Below are 20594 nucleotides of genomic sequence, written 5' to 3'. Positions count from 1 at the left end.
ACCCCGTTATACAATCCTGCAGAGTTAATCTAATTCATATCTCATCCATACATTAGGTTCTATATATTCACCTTTATCCATTTCTAAATCTATCTGAATAGGATTAAGCAATACAGGTAAGATGTATTCACCAGAGCTTCTGAACTTCATATTAGCCCACTCTTCCCACTCGGCAATACTTCCTTCAACAGCCATAGAACGCTGACAAATCTTCACGATATGAGCTCCTCCTTTTATATGTGTACGTATCCATGCATCATAAGGCAAACCTTCTTCATTCTCCCACTGAATATAATCATCCATTGAAATCAAAGGAAAATTTGTCTTTAAGTTAGGTCTAATGGGCAATATAAAAGCATTCATCTCTGTAGACAAAGCAATGCTTTTCATATATTGAATTAGCTTATGACTAATGCCTTTACCTTGATAATTCTTATTGAGCCCAATCTGCAATGCGCAAAGTGTATTTGGGATTAATCCTTTCTCATGATCTTTAACCGCCTTTTCCAAAGCCCAATCCCATCCTCCTTCAGGTAAGTCAGCTAATTCTTCTGCAGTAAGATGAAGTGGAATACAATTTCCATTACCAACAACTACATTTGCTTCTAAAAGATAAAACTGATAATCAGCGAACAACTCATATATACTATCCCAATATGTTAGATTCACTGTATCTGCTAATACATAAGCAGGCCAAACATTAAACTGATCTACTTGATGATTATAGTCTATGTTCTGCTCTGCTGTCAAAGCTTTAGCTGTGGAGAAAGTATAGGAAGTAATCTGTGTCATAATTCATTATTTAATTGACTGCAAGTAACAAATTTACGCTTTATGATTCTTTCATTTAAACGTAAACTGACATAAAATACAGCTCAAACGCCTACCTAGATACAGAACAACTTCTAAAAAGCATCAATATCACTGCTTTTAGAAACATTAGTACAGTAATAGTATATGGATTACAATTTTATCGCATAGCGGTCGCATAAAAAACCATCAAAAATATGCGAGCAGTATGCCATCACTATGCGATAACTATGCGAACACTGCCTATTTTTTCAAAATTAGATTTATCTTCATTGCTTTGATTTTTTGAGTTAAAGCTATTTATTACACCTAATCTACTTATCAAAACAAGCAAATTTACATAGTATTTAAATAATTTTTGAACTAGCTATAAGTACTCGTTTAAGATTATAATGGAGCGTATTAGTATAGATTTATAACCATTAAAATAAATATTCACTTTTTTGTTGCACATATCATTATTTTATTAACTTTGTATTTCAAAGTACTTTTACTATGACAAATAAAGCTATTGAAGATTTAAATCAAATCAAGTCGATAATGGAGCGCTCTACTAAGTTTTTAAGCCTTAGTGGTTGGAGCGGTATATGGGTAGGTTTATGTGGCCTTATTGCTGCAAGTGTTTTATACTATTGGCAGACAAGCTCTACGTACTCTTATGAAAATCTAACACTAGAAGATCCGTACCAAACTGCTTATACTGCAGAAATGCTATTAGTGCTAGCTATCGCTACCTTTGTCATTGCTGTGGTAGGTGGATTTTTCTTTACAATACGCAAAACACGCAAACAAGGGAAATCGTTTTTAAATCAAGTCACTAAGCGCTTATTAGTACGCTTCTCTATTCCGCTAATAATAGCCGGAATTCTTTGCTTAATATTACATAAGTATCATTTGCTACAATTTGCTTTACCTACTACACTATTATTCTATGGGTTAGCACTATTTAGCGTCCAAGAAGACACTGTCAAAGAAGTAAAAGCAATCGCTGCACTAGAGATAGTCCTAGGTTTACTAGCGTTCTATTTCTTAGATTACACACTTTTACTATGGGCAATAGGGTTCGGTTTAGTACATTTGCTTTACGGGATTATTTTATGGAATAAGTACGATAAATAAATTATAACACAAATATGAAATTCGATTTAGAAAAATTAAACAAAGTCTTTGACAATCGTATCCGCGTAGGTATTATGAGTGGATTAATGGTCAATGACTCCCTATCGTTTAAAGATCTAAAAGAATATCTAGACCTAACAGATGGAAACCTTGCCTCTCATTTAAAGAACCTAGAAGAAAGTAATTATATAACGGTTACAAAAGGATTTGTTGGAAGAAAAACAAATACTACTTATACAGTGACTGAAGAAGGTAAGCTTGCCTTTAAACAACACCTAGCCTATTTAGAAAATTTAATTAAAAAGCTTAAATAATTTTTTTACCCATCAACTTTGAAAAACAAAGTACTTTTAATTCTAATAAAATGAAAAAAGAAAATTACAAACCAATGATCAAAGGAGTTATAATCAGTGTATTATCTCTTATGTTACTTATCACACTACCTTTTATCAGTAGTCTAATCTCCGAACGTGAAAGCTTTCAGAGTGAAGTAACGACTGAAGTAACCTCTAAATGGGGACAAAAACAAACCATATACGGTCCTTTTGTCCTTGTAGAATACTATACTAATCATCTTACTGAGGATGGAAAAGTAATGAAACAATTAAACAGTTATTTACAAACTCCTATCAAACAAGATTTTACAGGTGATATAAAAACACAAATTAAAAAAAGAAGCTTATATGAAGTAGCACTTTATAACACTAACTTAAATGTAAAAGCTAGCTTCCCTACGCTAGATGAATTAGCCTCTACGTTAAATCTAGCAGATAAGGAAGCATTTACAAATGCGAAGATTGTCTTCTCTGTATCAGATAGTAAAGGTTTCACTCAAGAGATTCTTATCAATAAAAACCCTCAACAATACTTTGAGCAGGATAGATCTCTAAGGATCAATTCTAGTATTGCTTTCTTAAGTTACGATATCAATAAAGAGGATATAGATTTGAGTAATATTAATTTTCCTATTCAGTTAAAGGGTTCTACAGAGATTAACTTTCTAGCAACTGCTAAACAGACTAATGTCAATGTCACTTCTGACTATAAGGATATCAAATATATTGGAAACTATCTACCTGATAACGATGAAAAACAAAGCGTAAACGAGCATTCAAAATGGACAATTTTTCAATCTATACCAATCAGCTCTGATCTAAATACAATTACCCAGTTGACAGATTATAGTTTTGGAATGAAATTTCTACAAATGAATGACTTTTATAGCAAAGTAAACCGAGCTACTAAATATGCTTTACTATTTATAGGCTTAACCTTCGCTACCTTCTTTTTTATGGAGAATATAAAAAACCTAAGCATCAATATCTTACACTACACATTAGTGGGGTTAGCTTTATGTATCAATTTCGTCTTACTCCTATCCTTTGCAGAATATATAGGCTTTAGTTATGCTTATATTATTTCAGCATCAGCGACTATAATTTTGATTACATCATTTATCTTTGGATTGAGCAAAAACAAGCGTATTGCAGCAACTATATTTGGATTATTATTTGTGTTATATGCATTTCTATTCTTCCTATTACAATTAAAAGAAGCTGCACTTATTGTCGGTAGTATTGGATTATTCACCATCATCGCCATACTAATGTACTTTTCTAAAAGAATAAACTTCACTAGTGAAGAATAATAAATGAGAGAGGTCGCTTAATAGCGACCTCCCTCATTTATCTAATACCTAGATTCTAGCACTCTACTGACTCGTTTAAATCAATAGTAAAAGAAATACTAGTTCCTTTACCTTCTGTACTTGAAATATTAATCTTACTATTCATCAATTGGGTTCTTGCTTTTATATTAGTAAATCCAAGCCCTCTCTTTACTATATCTGTATCAAAACCTACTCCATTATCTTTAATAATTACCTCAAATCTCGTTTCTTCTCTTAACAGTATAGATACTTGACATTCTGTTGCCTTAGCATGTTTCTGTACATTCTGTAAACACTCTTGTATAATTCTATAAATATGAACTTTAAACTTAATACTTAACCTACTAAAGCAAATATCATTAGACATAAATAATATAAACTTAGTTACTTGATTTCTATTCTGAATCCCTACTAGATCCCTAATTAGTTCATTGAACTCTTTATTTTTAAAATCCTCTTCATGTCCTAATACATGAGAAACATCTCTTATATATTGTTCTACCTCTTTTACTTCATTAATAAGGGAATCTTTATGTGTCTCTACAGACTCTTTACTTACCTGCATTAATAAAAAACGAGTGACAAATAGCTTATTTAAAACACCGTCATGTAGTTCTTTTGCTATTTCTTTACGCTCTATATTACGGGCTTCGGCTAATTCATTTTGTACATTGATAATAGAGTCATAGTACTTCTCTGTGTCTTTCTGAAACAACTTGACTAAAGAAACTTCTTTTGCTTTTTGCCTAAACAAAATAACAAAGAAAATAGTTATAGCAAGTACAAGTAAAGCACTAGAAACCATCGTAATAATATTCTTCTGATTTTGTAATTGCTCATTTGCTCTTTCTAGAGAATCCGCTTCAAAACTAAGTCTTGCAAAAGTATTCTTGATCACATTATTCTCATCGAGTATAAGTTTATTCAACTCCTCGTATCTCACAAAATTGGTATTATATTGCTCTTTTTTGTATTTTAATAATACAGTAAGAGTTTCTTTTTCTAATCCTAGATTATTATTTTGATGAGCATATTCTAATACCTCGTTTACAAGTTGATTTCCTTGTTCTTCTTTTTTAATTAGATAGAAATACTCTGCTAAAAGAATTTTATACGAATTATAATCCTGAAGATTCTTGTTTTTCAATTGTATATCGATTGCTCTAACAAGATTCTTTTCTACATCATCATATTGTTTACTCTTAATATCGGCTTGAGTTAAGTTATATAACAAATGTGCCAACATCATCTCATCATATATAGTACTTTCATTGATATATTTATCAATAACATTATGTATTAAATTTTGGGCTTTTTTATACTCGCCTTGCTTAATATAAACCTCTGCTATATTATAGTAAATCGTAATTTTGTTCAACCTAATTGCATCAGGTAAAAAAAACTTTACAATTTCAGGGTTATCTAAAAGTTTTAAAGATAATTCTAATTGCTTTAAAGCTTCTGGCAATTGTTCTAAACCTACTAAAGCATTAGCCATTATAATAGATTCTGAATATTTAATACGAGCATCTTTATGCTCTTTATTAACATTCATCGCTTTAAGAATCTGTGATTGTCCTTCAGTAAAGATTTTATTATTTAAAAGAATAATAGCTTTATGAGAATACACTTCTTGCAAGTTTACAGAATCCTGAATAGACTTAAACAAAAACTCAGCTTTAGTGTAATTATAATAAGTACTATCTATTTGAAAACTTTGGGCATAACGTTTACCACGTAAGAAATAAGCTTGCGCTTCATTTTTCTTGTCATCTGCTTTTCTAGACCTTTTAAAGAGTTCTTCTATATACTGCTTATCTGCATTAGTTAGTAATATATATTTTCGCAAAGCATTTCTGCTCTGCTCAGTATTCCTTAGGTTTAATATAACATTACCTAAAGAGTCTGCAGCAGCCTTATCTTTATCAGTAGGATTAAATCTGTTATAACTCTTTATAAATGCGTTTATTTCTTCTAACTTTAAGTCTTCTTTATTGGTTTCAGTCTGTGTACAATGAATCATCGACATAGAAATACACAAGACTGCAAAATATAAGACTCTTAGTTTAAACATTTTAAATACAAGACACTATAACTTATTAAAAAAAGCATACAAAGATAGAGAACTATTAATATGTAATCTAGTAAAAGTAAAAAGTATATAATTAACTATTAATTACCGAATACATAATACTATTTACAACGAAATACACATACTTTATTTAATTTCTCTGTATTTCTAGAAATAAATTATGAAGAGAATTTTCGTTCCACTACCTTTCTTACTAATCACAAATAATTTCCCCTCTATAATCTCTATTCGTTCCTTAACATTCGGTAGTCCATATCCACCTTTTATAGACCTAGTATCAAAACCAGTCCCATTATCCGTAATCGCTATTTCAAAACTTACAGGAGTTTTAAGCTTAATATCAACGACACACTTACTCGCATTAGAATGTAAAGCTACATTTAACAAAACCTCTTGTATCGAACGATAAATATTTATTCTTTTTCTATGATCTAGACATTCTAGATCTAATTTAGCATCTATTAGTATACTAAAATCAATATTTGACTGTCTTTTCTGTACTAAGACAAGTTCTTGTAATAACTGTTGAAATCCCTGTACCTTCCCTCCTTCTTCATTAACAAGACTATGAGATATATTCCTTATATAATCCTCTACTTCAACAACTTCATTTACCAAAACATCCTTATGATTATCAATTTCTTCTTTCTTTAATTGCATTAATGTAAATCGAGTTGCAAATAACCTATTAACTACCCCATCGTTTAATTCTTTCGCAATTATTTTACGTTCTCTATCTTTTGCTACAGCCAAATACTTCTGAACGTTTATAATTGAATTATAATACTGTTCAGTATCTTGTTGGAACATCTTGATTAACCCTATTTTTTTTATCTTTAAATGATATATATAAGCTAATAAAATAATAGTAACAATCACAAATAAGCTAATAGTAATTGTACTTAATAATCTATTTCGCTCTAGTAATGTTTTATTCAATTCATTCAAAGAGTCTGCCTCTTGTTTTATTCTTATAAAACTATTTTGAATTAAATTTCCTTCTCCTTTAAATCTCTTACTTATTTCAACATATTCAATAAAAAACTGGTCTGATCTATCAGAATCATAGGATATTAATAATTCTAATGCCTTCAATTGATTTTCAAAATCTCCCACACTACGAACTTCTTCTAATATTCTTTCAACTAAAGGGAAGCCTAAATTTACTTGCCCTGTTACAAAATAATATTCTGCCAAAACTAATTCAGCTTTATGGATAATTATTCGGTTCTTATTCCTTTTTCCTATTTCTATTATCTCGTTTAATAAAGCATGTATCCCTTTGTAATCATTTGTTTTTAATTTAGTAGAAGCTAAACTAATAGCTAAATATGCGTAATATCTTTCACTAGTTACATCATTAAAATTTATATACTTAGCTATACCTTCTAATAGTAGTTCTTTAGCCTTGAGGTACTTTTCTTGTTTTATATACACCTTTGCTACATTATCAACTAAATAAGTTTTGCTAAGATTAATATACGCTTCTGATTCCTCTGATAATATTGTTTTATCTGAAAGTAATTCGAACGCTTGGTTATAATAGTGTAAAGCATCCTCATACATACCTAATCCACTAAAAACATCTCCAATTGTAAAATACTGTTGATGACGTCTTCGAATAGATATTTCTTTGGTATTATAGCGAATAGATTTTAGAATTTGTTTTTCTGCCTCTGAATAGACACCATTTTTATTAAGTACATAGGCCTTTATATAATAAGTGTAACTAATATTTAAGGAATCCTTTTTTATGAGATATAGTTTTTCAGCTTGATTATAATAATAGTAAGCACTATCAAATACAAGATTACTCAAATAATACTGACCTGTCAATAAATAAGCATTTGCTATATCTATACTATCACGATCTTCAACTGCATAGTCATATAACCGATCACAATACTTTTTATGAGCTTTAGTTTTGTTTATATAATCCTTTATTATCTCTCTATTACCACGGGAATTAGGCAATAACAAAACAAGTTTTCCTATAGAATCAGCTTGTTTTAGCATTAAGTCATTTACCGCATCAGTATTATAGTTTTTTAGAAACTCCTTTATAGAATGATTTATAATATCATTCCTTTTTGAATTATCACAACCATATATAGCAAATACTAATACCCAGAAAGGAAGAATTAGGTAAAGAGATTTAGAAGTCATTTTTAAGCATCTGCATATTAAACATTTATTCAGATAATAATAATTATATAACTAAAAGGACAAAGTATGTAAATATAATAGTTATATACATTCTTTGCCTTTATAACTAAAATATTATTTCTCTAAACAAATAATACTAACATATAATTAATAAAAAAGCACTCTATATAGAGTGCTTTTTTATTAATTATATGGATATATTTTCAAAGTCTTACTTGTATTATCCCTAGTACTTGCTACTAGTTCAGGATGTTCATTTAGCTTTAATCCAAAAGTAGGAATCATTTCCTTAAATTTAGCTTGCCATTCAGCAGACTTAAACTCTTCTTTAAAACATTGTGATAAAAGCTTTAACATAATTGGAGTTGCGGTAGATGCTCCTGGCGAAGCTCCTAATAAAGCTGCTATTGATCCATCAGCAGCACTTACTACTTCAGTACCAAACTGCAAGATTCCCTTTCCATCTTTATCTTTTTTGATAACTTGTACACGTTGTCCTGCTTTTTCTAATTTCCAATCTTCCTCTTTAGCATCTGGATAATATTCTCTTAATGCTGCATAACGAGATTTTGAAGACTGTAATACTTGTTCTATCAAATATTTGGTCAAATCCATATTGCGAAGACCTGCTCCTAACATTGGACCAATATTATTAAATTCAAGTGATTTAATTAAGTCCCAATATGATCCTCTTTTTAAGAATTTAGTAGAGAAACCAGCGTAAGGTCCAAAAAGTAATGAATGTTTTCCATCAATAAACCTAGTATCTAAGTGAGGTACAGACATCGGTGGCGCTCCTACAGATGCTTTACCATATACTTTAGCCATGTGTTTTTTCACAACTTCAGGATTACGACATACTAACCATTCTCCTCCTACAGGGAATCCTCCATAACCTTTGCTTTCTGCAATATCTGCTTTTTGCAATAGTAGAATCGCTCCACCTCCTGCTCCAACAAATACAAATTTAGATTTGATTACCTTTTTTTGTCCTTTACTATCTGTTGCAGATACAGTCCATTCAGAACCAACTTTTGTAATATCTTTAACCTCACAGTTAAAAGTCATATTAACTCCATCTTCACTCTTTAGATGGTCAAATAACTGACGAGTAAGATCACCAAAGTTAACATCTGTTCCAAGATTCATATGTGTAGCAGCACATACTTCATTTTCTTTTCTGTTCTCTATAATTAATGGAGCCCATTCTTTTATTTTCTCTTTATTATCAGAGAATTCCATTCCTTGGAATAATGGATATTTTTGAAGTTCATTATAACGTTTTCTTAAATAGTTTACGTTATCTTCTCCCCACACAAAGCTCATATGAGGTACAGTATGGATAAAATTACTTGGATTTTTAAGGACCCCCTTATTTACCAAATAAGACCAAAATTGACGAGAAACTTCGAATTGCTCTACAATATTGATTGCCTTAGAAGCATCTATTGTACCGTCTGCTTTTTCAGGCGTATAATTTAATTCACAAAACGCAGAGTGTCCAGTTCCGGCATTATTCATTGCATCAGAACTTTCGGCAGCCGCACTGTCGAGACGCTCAATAACCTCAATTTTTAAGTTTGGTTTCAGCTCTTTCAGTAGGACCCCAAGAGTAGCACTCATAATACCTGCCCCTACCAAAACAACATCAGCCTCTGATTTTTGTATACTTGACATTATATCGGATTTATTTATATGCAAAACTAATCTTTATTTAAGAGAAATTATCTACAACTAATCTTAAATAATCATAAAATTAAAAAACATTTATCTTCTCATGTAGTCTTGTAGAATTATAGTCGCTGCTATCTCATCGATCAACGCTTTATTCTGTCTTTGTTTCTTTTTAAGACCACTATCTATCATTGTTTGAAAAGCCATCTTAGAAGTAAATCTCTCGTCTATTCTCTCAACTGGCATATCAGGAAAAGACGTCTTAAACTTTTCAATAAAACTATTCAACAAAGGTACTACTTCAGAAGGTTCATTATTTAGGCGTTTTGGTTCTCCAATAATCACCTTCTCCACTTTCTCTTTAGAAAAATAATCTTTTAGAAATGGCAATAGTTGCTCTGTATCAACTGTAGTTAATCCAGAGGCTATAATTTGAAGTTCATCACTTACAGCTATACCTGTACGTTTTTTACCGAAATCGATAGAAAGCAATCTTGCCATTTTATATTGTATGTTTTTTTTAGTATTTAAATGTTCCGTATTCAGAAGTGATTGTTAGTTTCTTCTCTTCTGAAGCTTCCACTCTACCAACTATCTGAGCTTTTACATTAAAAGATTCTGAGATAGCAATAATATCAGCTGCCACTTCTGGTCTTACGTATAATTCCATACGATGACCTGAGTTAAACACTTGATACATCTCTCTCCAATCTGTGTTAGATTGCTCTTGAATTAGCTTAAATAATGGTGGAACAGGAAACATATTATCTTTGATGATATGTAATTTATCCACGAAGTGAAGAATCTTTGTCTGTGCTCCTCCACTACAGTGAATCATCCCATGAATATCATCTGATTTATATTTATTTAATATTGACTTAATAATAGGTGCATAAGTACGAGTAGGTGACAATACTAATTTACCAGCGTCTATAGGAGATCCCTCTACTACATCAGTAAGATGTACTTTTCCTGAATAGACTAATTCTTCAGGCACAGATGAATCATAACTCTCTGGATATTTTGCTGCTAAAGAATGATCAAAAACATCATGTCTAGCTGATGTTAATCCATTACTTCCCATACCTCCATTATACCCTTTTTCATAGGTAGCTTGTCCAAATGATTCTAAACCTACGATAACATCACCTGCTTGAATATTAGCATTATCAATAACATCACTTCTCTTCATACGTGCAGTCACAGTAGAATCTACAATAATCGTACGAACTAAATCTCCTACATCTGCAGTCTCTCCTCCTGTAGAGTGAATTGTTACTCCAAAAGATTTCAATTCATTAATTAATTCCTCTGTTCCATTGATAATAGCAGAAATAACTTCTCCCGGAACTAGATTTTTATTACGCCCTATAGTGCTAGAAAGCATAATATTATCTGTCGCTCCTACGCACAATAAATCATCAATATTCATGATTAATGCATCTTGAGCAATTCCTTTCCATACAGAAATATCTCCAGTTTCTTTCCAATACATATAAGCTAAAGAAGACTTCGTACCCGCTCCATCAGCATGCATAATTAAACAGTAATCCTCATCCCCAGTTAAATGATCTGGGATAATCTTACAAAATGCCTTTGGAAATAATCCTTTATCAATGTTCTTAATTGCATTATGAACGTCTTCTTTCTCAGCAGAAACTCCGCGTAGTGCGTATCTATTATTTGAACTCATAAATGTTGTGTTGTTTCTGCAAATTTAGCGCTAATGTTAATGTAAAGCAATCTTATTTTTGGTGAACTTTTCTCTTTTTTTAGTTAAGATTACTGCCTGTGAGTTTTTAAAACAAAAAATCCACTCTCAGAGAGTGGATTTAAATTCTATTTGAACAACAATCTGATTAGATTGTTTTTAATACTTCGATTAAAACATCAATATCTTCTTTCGTATTTTCATGCCCAAATGAAAGTCTTAAACTTGGTTTCTTTAAGTCTTCTGAACATAAGAATTGTGACAATACATGAGAAGGTTTTTGACTTCCTGATTGACATGCACTTCCTCTAGACACTGCAATTCCTTTCATGTCTAACTGGAACAACATCATAGCTGCTTTCTCCTCAGATAGAGGTAATAATACATTTAAGATATTGTAAAACCCTACATTATTTCCATTAAAACATACTTCTGGAAATACCTCTACTAATCTTTCTTTACAATATTCTTTGATACTAGTGATATGAGCTCTTTCTTCTTCTAATAAATCATAAGCCATTTCCAAAGCTTTAGCCATACCTACTACTTGATGTACTCCTTCAGTACCTGCTCTTAACCCTTTCTCTTGTTCTCCACCAAACATCACAGGTTTTAGCACATTTTTCTTACGGATAAAAGCAAATCCAATCCCCTTTGGTCCGTGAAATTTATGAGCACTAGCTACAATAAAGTCTATCGGTGTCTCTGCCAAATCAATTTTAGTTTTACCTATAGACTGCACAGTATCACAGTGAAATAATGCATGATGAGCTTCGCATAACGTAGCTACTCTTTTTAAATCTAATTCTGTCCCTACTTCATTATTAACGTGCATTAAACTTACTAATGTAAGTTTAGATTCATCTTTTAATAATTCTTCTAATTGATTATAATCAATTTCACTAGAAGGTTGGATATCTAAGAAAACTAATTCTGTACCGAACTCAGCACTTAATTGTTTTACAGTATTTAATACAGCGTGGTGCTCTAATTTAGAAGTGATAATTCTTTTAACTCCTAAATCACGAATTGCAGAACGCAAAATCCAGTTATTACCTTCAGTTCCACAAGATGTAAAGATAATCTCAGAAGAAGTTGCATTGAATTGCTTTGCAATTACTTTTCTAGCATTCTCCACTAAAGCTTTAGCGTGTCTACCGATAGCATATGTTGAAGATGGATTACCATAATCATTTCTAAGTACATTAACCATCTCTTCGATTACTTCTGGACGTACGGATGTAGTCGCAGCATTATCAAGATAAACGTGTTTCATTTTCTTTTTGTTGGTAAGTTATTGTTATGCTCTTTCTAAAAAAGAGTTGTTTTGTCTTGTCTTTTATTGTCACGTAATCGCAAATGTAGTAAAAACTGATATTATTACTACAATAGAATTAACATCTTTTCACGCTATATTTGAAAACTATTAGTAATTACAACTCTTAAGTAAAGTCAATCTAATTAATATCATCTATCTGTATATTTTGCTTAGAAAGCACCTTTTTTGCCACTATACCAAAAGCTAACAAATATGCAAAACACAATAAACTAACTATGTATGATTGGTGAATACCTAGTATATCTGCAACTTTTCCTTGAATCGGAGGAATAATACCCCCACCTAATATCATCATGATTAACAGAGAAGACCCTTGAGCAGTATATTTACCTAAGCCAATAATAGCAATATTAAAGATAGCTGGCCATAATACACTACAAGCCAAACCTCCAGCTAAAAAAGCATAAATAGCAATCATACCAGTACTGAACAACCCGACTAACATTGCTAATAATCCAAAAAGACTAAACAGCATTAATGTTCTCGCTGATTTATTCTTTGCCCAATACGTTAATACAATTTGTAAAACCACACAAACAGAATAGTAATACAAAGGTGTTACATCATTACCTGCCAAATAATTAGCCCCAAGAACAGCAAAATAAGCTAAAAATGGAACAATAATCATTGCTAATAATTGCTTCCCTTTAGACAAATTAAATACACTCACAGCACCAGCCCATCTCCCAATCATCAAACTTCCCCAATACATCGATATATAAGGAGTTATCTGAGAAGATTGGAGATTACCAAACTCTTCTAGCTTAAGTAACTCTCCTAAATTACTTCCGATACTTACTTCTACCCCAACATATGCAAAAATACCAAACATCCCTAAAAGCAACTGTGGATATTGCATCGCTCCCCAACCTTGTTGATTTCTCCTACTGCTTCGATAAGCAAAGCCAATACTTCCTCCTATCACCACTAAAGCTGCCGAAAGTAACATAATTCGTTTATTATCTAACCCTTCTTTAATTTCAACAATTTGAGTATCTAAAAAAGTGATTGCTTTCTCTTTTTCAACTAACTGAGAAGCCTCTACTTCTTTATTGCTCAAAACTTCCTTTTCTTTAACCAATAATTCTACTGGTTCATTAGCTGATTGACTATAGGTATTAAATACAGGAATATATATCATTATTAATAGTAGTGTCATCGTAACTAAAGTTCCTATTGCTTTCTTTGCTGGTTCCATAGGCTCAATACGCACTCCATCAGGTATTTTTTTTGAGAATCTAAACAACATTGCCGCAATTACAAAAAGAGCTCCTACTCCCGCATATAACATTGTCATACTCGACAGACTCAGATGTTGTATTTGATCATCAGTTAGTGCGACTGTACTTCCAAATAAAGCAAACGCCATTAACAATGGCCCTATAGTTCCTCCCAGTGAATTAACCGCTCCCCCTAAGCTCACTCTACTCGTCCCTGTCTTAGGATCTCCTACAGAAATCACTAGAGGATTAGCCGCTATCTGTTGTAACGAAAAACCGAGAGCTACTACAAATAACCCAATCAACAAAGCAGTATAAATATTTACATTCACTGCCCAAATCATTAATCCTGCCCCTATTGCTGAAAACAGCAGACCAAATACAATTGATTTCTTATAACCATAACTTGTTACGAGATCCTTCCCCTTAATAGTACTTAAAATAAACAAAATCAAAGCTCCTGAATAATATGCTGTATAAAAAGCAAAATCAATTAATTGAGATTGAAATTGATCTAAGTGGAAATAAGCTTTACAAAATGGAATAAAAATACTATTACCTGCTCCAAAAAATCCCCAAAAGAAGAATACCGTAACTAAAGTATATAGTGCAGGATAATTAGTTTTTACTGTCGAATTATTCATGTGATAACAAGAGTTTATTACGATTACATTAACATTTTCAAATATAGACAAATACTATTTGTGCATAAAAAAGACAGTCATTTTTTTTATTGACTCCTTTTATATCCCTAATAAGCATTGAATACACCATCTAAAATGTAAAAAATGACCCAGAAATAATAATAAAAAATTATAATATACCCATGCAAACTATTTTATAGCAATAAAAAAACTATTTTTGCTGTATACAATAATATATTCACGACTGATGAAAAAGTTTTTTACCCTTACAGGTATATCTTTTATGTTTTTACTTACCTCTTGTGATGATGGTAATCTAGTTTATAAAGACATTGATTTTAACAACGTAACTGCTGTACAGAGATGTACTACACCAGGAGCTGATAAGATTTTCTACAAACTTCAGAATGATGAAGCACTAATACTTGTTATTGATGCTGATAACATCATGAAAGATGAAACTATCAACAGAGCTAGAGTAGAGATTAGTGGAACAGATACTAGCTTAGATTATAGAAAATATACTGATAAAGTAGAAGGCACATCTATATGTAACCTTCCTCCTCCAGCTACTCCTTCTGTCATTCAGAGTATACCTGCATCTCCAGGTGGAACAGTCATCATAGATAGAACAGTACAGGTTAATAATAATACAACAGCAACTGATAATAGCGTCAACCTAATTTATCAGTACACGTTTTCTTTATTAAATATACATTTTAATCAAGGAGACACTAGTATTAAATATGATCAGATGACTTTTGGATCTACAACTTATGCAAATAGAACTTTAGCTTTTAAGTTTGATAATAACAATGGTAATGGTCTAAACAATTTTAATTGTAACAACTCATTATATAACTTAAAAGACAAAGAAGCTCTTATCTTGAATATCACTGAAGATGATCTTCCAACAGAAGCTACGGCTGAAAGTATTATAGAACTAAACGATAAAAGACTACTTAGTATAAAACAATATAGTCGTACAGGTATTAATCTAAATCAAGTATGTGAGTATGAAGGAGACATACCTGGATCAAATACTAACAACCCAAATAAATTAGAAGAATATTGGGTTGCACCTAAAGGGCAAATAGTTATCAAATCTAGATGGACTGAACCTGTAGATGGATCTGAACCAAAATTACTACATGAGATCTCACTAAGAAACCTAACATTCATAAAAGCAAGTAACACGGATAGAACATTCGTAAAACCGACATTACCTTTCGGAACTATTGTTACAGATAAAAAATAATTCTATCCGATATTAGGACACTTAAAGTCGCTGTTAAAAACAGCGACTTTTTTATTATTAGTAATAATACTAAACCTTTCTTATAAATATTACAAAAATAAATATTCATCAAAGTTCTAAAAAATGGTACTAAATAGCTCTATAGCATTGCTAAAATTAAAACCATTTAAAAGTCTAAATAGGAACAAATACAATGATTCTAAAGCTTCTTTAAAAAGAAAGAAGATTAACTTTTATTTTTGTACTACATAATTATATGGCACTTTTTAACTTTTATTCCCTCTAAAATTCAAAAATTGCTACTACAATAAAATTTAAATATTTTAAATATCTTCAATTTTATTCAATATAACACAACTTTTATACAAATAAGCATATTGATATCTAACATTAGAAGTATTTACATTCAATTTTATTAGAATTTTAAAACAATTTTAGATAATACTAAACATTTTATATATTGCACATGTAAACAAAACCAAAAAGGTCTTAAATAAAATAATAGTTCTTTATTCTTTCTATAATTTTTAAAAGTATTCAAAGAGTAAAAAGTTATTGTACTATTCACTTTTTTAGTTTTGATATTTTCTACAATGAAGATTTTACAAGAAAGGGCTAAATAAATTATATTAACAAGTGTCACTCTGAAGATACGAGAATAAAAAATATAGATGAGAAATAAATTCACATTTACTGTTGCTTTAATTGCAATTAGTTTGGCGAGCTTTGCACAAGAAAGAACAAATACAATAGATAATCAATTTAATACTTTACTAAACGAATCAACAAACTGGCAAAAGTCTAAAATTGTCGAGGTAGAAAAATTGCACCAATTACAAAAAAATGTAAATGACTCTCTTACTAAGTTACATCTAACTATTGCTAATAATAAAGATGCTTCTTTAGAACATAAAGAATCTGTTGAAAGCTTAACATCGCAGTTACAAATAACTAGAGATTCTCTTTCAACTTCATTAACTACTACAAAGAATATTGAAGTTTTAGGAATATCTTCAGAGAAATCAACTTTCTTGACGATTATATGGGCTATTATAGGTATACTAATTATTGTTTTAGGAATAATATACTATCGCTTTAAAAGAAGCTTTTCTGAAATCAGAGAAGTAAACAGAAAATTATCTGAGACAGAAGAAGAACTTGAAGAATTAAGAAAATCTTCTCTTGAACGCGAACAAAGAATACGCCGTCAACTTCAAGATGAAATCAACAAGAACAAACCAGTTGAGAAAAAAGAATAAATATAAAAGGGAATCTACCGTGTAGATTCCCTTTTATATTTAAATCAAATTAGGATTAATTCTTTAATCCTAATCCTTTTATAACTTGCTTTATAATTGACGACTTCTTTTGCCTTTTAACTTTAGTGATTTCTTCATTCATATTGACCACTTTGTTTTCATCACAAGAATATTCTTCATCCCCTAGATCTTCGAATTCAAAAGTAGGTATAGAAGAGCTCGTAACAAATATTTCGTCTTCTACCTTATCTTCTTTTAACCCAAAACGCATACATCTTTCCTGAGGTTCTATATCCCACAAATATTCACCTATTATATCCTCTATTAGATGATATATTAGTTCTATTTTACTTTCTTCTACCTCTTCATATTCCAATGGTTCACCTATACTTTCTACAACCTCTCCTTCTACTTCTAGCACTGTTCTAATCAAAAAACCATTCTCTGTATAATGAAGGTTAAACGACATCATCTCCTCATCTATAACGAAAGACATCACCTTCTGCTTAGAAGCTTTATACACTAGCGAAGCCATACCTATCGATACCAAAACTAAAGTAGCATCCTCTAAAAAACAAATATCTAATATATCTGATTCCTTATCACTAACAGTAGCCTTCTTAAAAGTAACTTCTTCTTCATGTACTAACTTACTTTTTAGTATTACTTCTAACCCTTCCAAATCAGATTGATAATTTTTATCTATTACTATACCTCCTATCTGTAGTCCCATATATTGTTTAACTCTCTATTTACAGCTTGAAAGATACTATTTTCTTATCTAAATACACTTGCCTAATTGTGAAACAGCTGTTAATTATAATAAGTTCCATTTTATTTAAAAACTATTTATTCTTTCATTTACTTATAATAGTATTTAAAGAATTAAAATCATATAATTGTCCTTCATAAATAATTTTTTGGAGATCAAAATCAACAGTCAAGGTGTAGGACACATTTCCTTCTGGATATATCCTAAAAATCAAAATCAACTGATTGTTTTCTTCTCTATAGTTTTCTAAATCCCAAGTATTTGATCCAGTATCTAATTGTAGATTCCGGAGAAAGTGACCATGTTATTCCGGTGGAAAGTGACCACCTAAAATCAAGTCAAAAACATGTTTTATATTTCAGTTAAAAATACAAAAAATAAGTATAGTTATTTAATAGAGTTTTGTTGAATTTTTGCTAATGTATTTTTACTTCTTAAAGACTCCCCATGAAGTTCAATTCTAATAGAATTATGTACCATTCTATCTAAAATAGCGTCAGCTATAGTTTGTTCTCCAATTATATCATGCCATGTTTCAATGGGAAGTTGTGAAGCTATAATTGTAGATCTCTTACCATGGCGATCTTCAATAATTTCCATAAAATCTTGTCTTTTAAGATTGTCTAAGGGTTGTAATCCAAAATCATCTAATATAATTAGGTCTTGTTTTTCAATTCGATCTATTTCCTTAGAAAAAGAACCATCTCCTTTAGCCATCTTTAATTTAGAGAATAGTTTATTGATACTAAAGTACATGACTTTATATCCTAACATACAAGCTTGATAACCAATTGCAGAAGCAATATAACTTTTTCCTACTCCTGTACTACCAGTAATTAATACGTTTTGTTGCTGTTTTATAAATTGACAAGCAGCTAATCGATCAATCATATTCCTATCAATATTTCTGGATGAATCTATATTAATATCCTGTATATAAGCTTTGTATCTAAATTTAGCTGTATTTATTAGTCTTTCTATCTTTCTGTTCTCCCTATCATCATATTCACTATCAGTTAAATAAGCAATAAGTTGATCATTTGTATAATCCGAAGTAGGAAGTTGTAGTGTTGATGCGAATGCTCTATGCATTCCATAAAGTTTTAAATACTTTAATTTTTCTAAAGTTGTTTGATTCATGTTTCTATAATTTAATATTATTGTTCTATTGATAATAAGCTGCTCCTCTGATATTCTGATGAGTAGGAACTTCTCTTTCTTTGTTTAATGGTTGTTCTTCAATAGCATCTAATCCCTTTTCTAAAATGCTTTTGATCATTTTATAACTATATCTTTCGTATTCTAAACCCCGTGTACAGGCTTTTTCTAATCGAATATTAGAAAAGCGTTTACCTAAGCTTAAAATTCCAGCACAAGACTTATATGATTGTTCTGGGTGCTGTCGCTTATCTAATATCATTGCTAAATATTTTTGTGTAGATTCTCCTATTTCTTGTCCCCATTTCAAAAACTGTGTAGGATTCCAATCTGTGATATATTGGTGAGATGAAGGCATATGTTCCTTTACAGTAGTATACCGATACTTTCCTAATTCTCTATTGTGTGAAGCGATAAGTCTTTGATTGTGATATATATCAACAATATCTTTGCTATAAAGAATATTTACCTTTTTACCAATATAATGGAAAGGAACACTATAGTAGTGTTTATCTTTATTTAGGTAGATGTGACTAATTTTTTGAACAGTTGCTTTTATAGCATATTTTAATTCATACCTGTGTGCTGGTAGTGATTGTAAAACAGGTTGTTCAATTTCTTTAAACAACGTTTTTCTTGAAACTCTTTCTCGTGAAAGTAGTTTTTCATTATGCTGTTCTAACAATTCTGCTATTGCTTGATTTAGTTCTTGCAAACTAAAGAACTCTCTATTTCTAAGAGGAGCAAATACACGAGTATAGATTGTTTTTACTGCATTCTCTACTAAGGCTTTATCCTTTGGCTTATAACTTCTTGCGGGTAAAATAGTTGTGTTATAATGTAGAGCAAAGTCTTGAAGATTATGAGCTATTTTAGGTTCGTATTTATCACTTTTAGTTACAGCTGCTTTTAAGTTGTCAGGTACAATGGCAAGTGGGACTCCTTGATAAAAATGTAAGGAATTGGTGAGACTTGATATAAAATCTTCTGTATTTTGAGTTAGACTGGCTTCTACATAAGTCATTCTACTTGAACCAAGAATAGAAATAAATACTTCTACAGAAGTTATTTCTCCTGTAGATTTATCAATAATAGACAACTTTTTCCCTGTGTAATCAACAAACATCTTATCTCCAGCTTTGTGTTGCATGTGTAAAGAAGGAGATGTTTTTTTCTGCCAAGTTCGCAAATGATAGCAAAATTGAGAATAACGATAACCTTCAGGATGTTTCAAAAGGTACTCTTGCCACAAGATATGTCTTGTTACTCCCGTTTTAAGTAGTTCTTTAGTAAAGTAAGGGAAATATTTATACAAGATTGCTTCTTTTTCATCAGAATCCAATTCTTTAGTGTCAAATAAATCTTCTATATCTGTATCATTTAATTCTTTTATCTCTTCATAAGTGAATTTTGAAGTCGTAAAGAGAGTAATATATTTCTTAACAGTATTACGTGAAAGACCTAATTGGGAACTTATTTGAAGTTTACTTACTCCTTGAGTATATAGACGTAGTAGTTGTTTTAATTGTAACATGTCGATCTTTTTATTAGCCATATCTCTTGCATTTTAGCTAAGATATTTAGACATGTTTTAACTTGGTTTTTTAGGTGGTCAATTTCACCGGAATTAGGTGGTCACTTTCCACCGGAATTAAGTGATCACTTTTAACGGAATTAGGTGGTCAATTTCACTGGATTCTCCA

The 20594-nt window shown here is 30.9% G+C and carries 16 protein-coding genes; 5 read left to right on the top strand and 11 right to left on the bottom strand.

What is annotated here, in order from left to right; translation table 11 throughout:
• Window positions 1-24 precede the first annotated feature (24 nt).
• Entirely contained in the window at window positions 25-792 is a 768-nt protein-coding gene (locus tag MODO_RS03590) for a hypothetical protein (RefSeq protein ID WP_006259076.1), read from the bottom strand.
• A 513-nt stretch (window positions 793-1305) separates the two neighbouring features.
• On the opposite strand from MODO_RS03590, the gene MODO_RS03585 reads away from it, so the two are divergent.
• From MODO_RS03585 to creD, 3 genes are read left to right on the top strand one after another with little or no spacing between them, the layout of a single operon-like run.
• Complete coding sequence (locus MODO_RS03585; RefSeq protein ID WP_006259077.1) at window positions 1306-1929, top strand: hypothetical protein; 624 nt, start codon at window positions 1306-1308, stop codon at window positions 1927-1929.
• A 14-nt stretch (window positions 1930-1943) separates the two neighbouring features.
• Window positions 1944-2243 carry a winged helix-turn-helix domain-containing protein gene (locus MODO_RS03580; RefSeq protein WP_006259078.1) on the top strand — a complete coding sequence of 100 codons (300 nt, stop codon included), beginning with the start codon at window positions 1944-1946 and terminating at the stop codon, window positions 2241-2243.
• 50 nt (window positions 2244-2293) lie between these two features.
• Entirely contained in the window at window positions 2294-3577 is a 1284-nt protein-coding gene (creD, locus tag MODO_RS03575; protein ID WP_006259079.1) for a cell envelope integrity protein CreD, read from the top strand.
• Window positions 3578-3632: 55 nt separating this feature from the next.
• Here creD and MODO_RS03570 read toward each other — a convergent pair whose 3' ends face one another.
• From MODO_RS03570 to MODO_RS03540, 7 genes are all read right to left on the bottom strand, one after another.
• On the bottom strand, window positions 3633-5621 hold the full coding sequence (locus tag MODO_RS03570) for a tetratricopeptide repeat-containing sensor histidine kinase (RefSeq protein WP_230486152.1): 1989 nt from the start codon (window positions 5619-5621) through the stop codon (window positions 3633-3635).
• Window positions 5622-5837: 216 nt separating this feature from the next.
• The gene (locus MODO_RS03565; protein WP_006259081.1) at window positions 5838-7856 is read right to left on the bottom strand and encodes a tetratricopeptide repeat-containing sensor histidine kinase; all 2019 of its coding nucleotides are present in this window, start codon (window positions 7854-7856) and stop codon (window positions 5838-5840) included.
• Window positions 7857-8039: 183 nt separating this feature from the next.
• The gene (locus MODO_RS03560; RefSeq protein WP_256597098.1) at window positions 8040-9536 is read right to left on the bottom strand and encodes a malate:quinone oxidoreductase; all 1497 of its coding nucleotides are present in this window, start codon (window positions 9534-9536) and stop codon (window positions 8040-8042) included.
• Window positions 9537-9623: 87 nt separating this feature from the next.
• Window positions 9624-10031: a Holliday junction resolvase RuvX gene (gene ruvX / locus MODO_RS03555; protein WP_006259083.1), complete on the bottom strand. Its 408-nt coding sequence runs from the start codon at window positions 10029-10031 to the stop codon at window positions 9624-9626.
• A gap of 19 nt (window positions 10032-10050) precedes the next feature.
• Window positions 10051-11223 carry an AIR synthase related protein gene (locus tag MODO_RS03550; RefSeq protein ID WP_006259084.1) on the bottom strand — a complete coding sequence of 391 codons (1173 nt, stop codon included), beginning with the start codon at window positions 11221-11223 and terminating at the stop codon, window positions 10051-10053.
• 166 nt (window positions 11224-11389) lie between these two features.
• Window positions 11390-12517 carry a cysteine desulfurase family protein gene (locus MODO_RS03545; RefSeq protein WP_006259085.1) on the bottom strand — a complete coding sequence of 376 codons (1128 nt, stop codon included), beginning with the start codon at window positions 12515-12517 and terminating at the stop codon, window positions 11390-11392.
• Between the two features lie 181 nt (window positions 12518-12698).
• Entirely contained in the window at window positions 12699-14444 is a 1746-nt protein-coding gene (locus MODO_RS03540) for an MFS transporter (protein WP_006259086.1), read from the bottom strand.
• A 247-nt stretch (window positions 14445-14691) separates the two neighbouring features.
• Here MODO_RS03540 and MODO_RS03535 point away from each other — a divergent pair, with 247 nt between their 5' ends.
• Window positions 14692-15702 carry a hypothetical protein gene (locus tag MODO_RS03535; protein WP_006259089.1) on the top strand — a complete coding sequence of 337 codons (1011 nt, stop codon included), beginning with the start codon at window positions 14692-14694 and terminating at the stop codon, window positions 15700-15702.
• Between the two features lie 671 nt (window positions 15703-16373).
• Window positions 16374-16961: a hypothetical protein gene (locus tag MODO_RS03530; RefSeq protein ID WP_006259091.1), complete on the top strand. Its 588-nt coding sequence runs from the start codon at window positions 16374-16376 to the stop codon at window positions 16959-16961.
• A 55-nt stretch (window positions 16962-17016) separates the two neighbouring features.
• Here the strand turns inward: MODO_RS03530 and MODO_RS03525 are convergent, their stop codons facing one another.
• The 3 genes from MODO_RS03525 to istA all read right to left on the bottom strand — a co-directional run bounded on the left by MODO_RS03525 (window position 17017) and on the right by istA (window position 20446).
• Window positions 17017-17694, bottom strand: coding sequence for a hypothetical protein (locus tag MODO_RS03525; RefSeq protein ID WP_006259092.1), 678 nt, complete (start codon window positions 17692-17694; stop codon window positions 17017-17019).
• Window positions 17695-18120: 426 nt separating this feature from the next.
• Window positions 18121-18873, bottom strand: coding sequence for an IS21-like element helper ATPase IstB (istB, locus tag MODO_RS03520; RefSeq protein ID WP_006260107.1), 753 nt, complete (start codon window positions 18871-18873; stop codon window positions 18121-18123).
• Between the two features lie 25 nt (window positions 18874-18898).
• Window positions 18899-20446, bottom strand: a complete 1548-nt coding sequence (istA, locus tag MODO_RS03515; RefSeq protein ID WP_006260108.1) for an IS21 family transposase — start codon at window positions 20444-20446, stop codon at window positions 18899-18901.
• Window positions 20447-20594: the final 148 nt, after the last annotated feature.

The sequence above is a fragment of the Myroides odoratimimus genome (assembly GCF_001485415.1).
GTDB lineage: Bacteria > Bacteroidota > Bacteroidia > Flavobacteriales > Flavobacteriaceae > Flavobacterium > Flavobacterium odoratimimum.
Note: the sequence above shows the minus strand (reverse complement) of the source record. Positions and strands in the feature narration are given on the sequence as shown.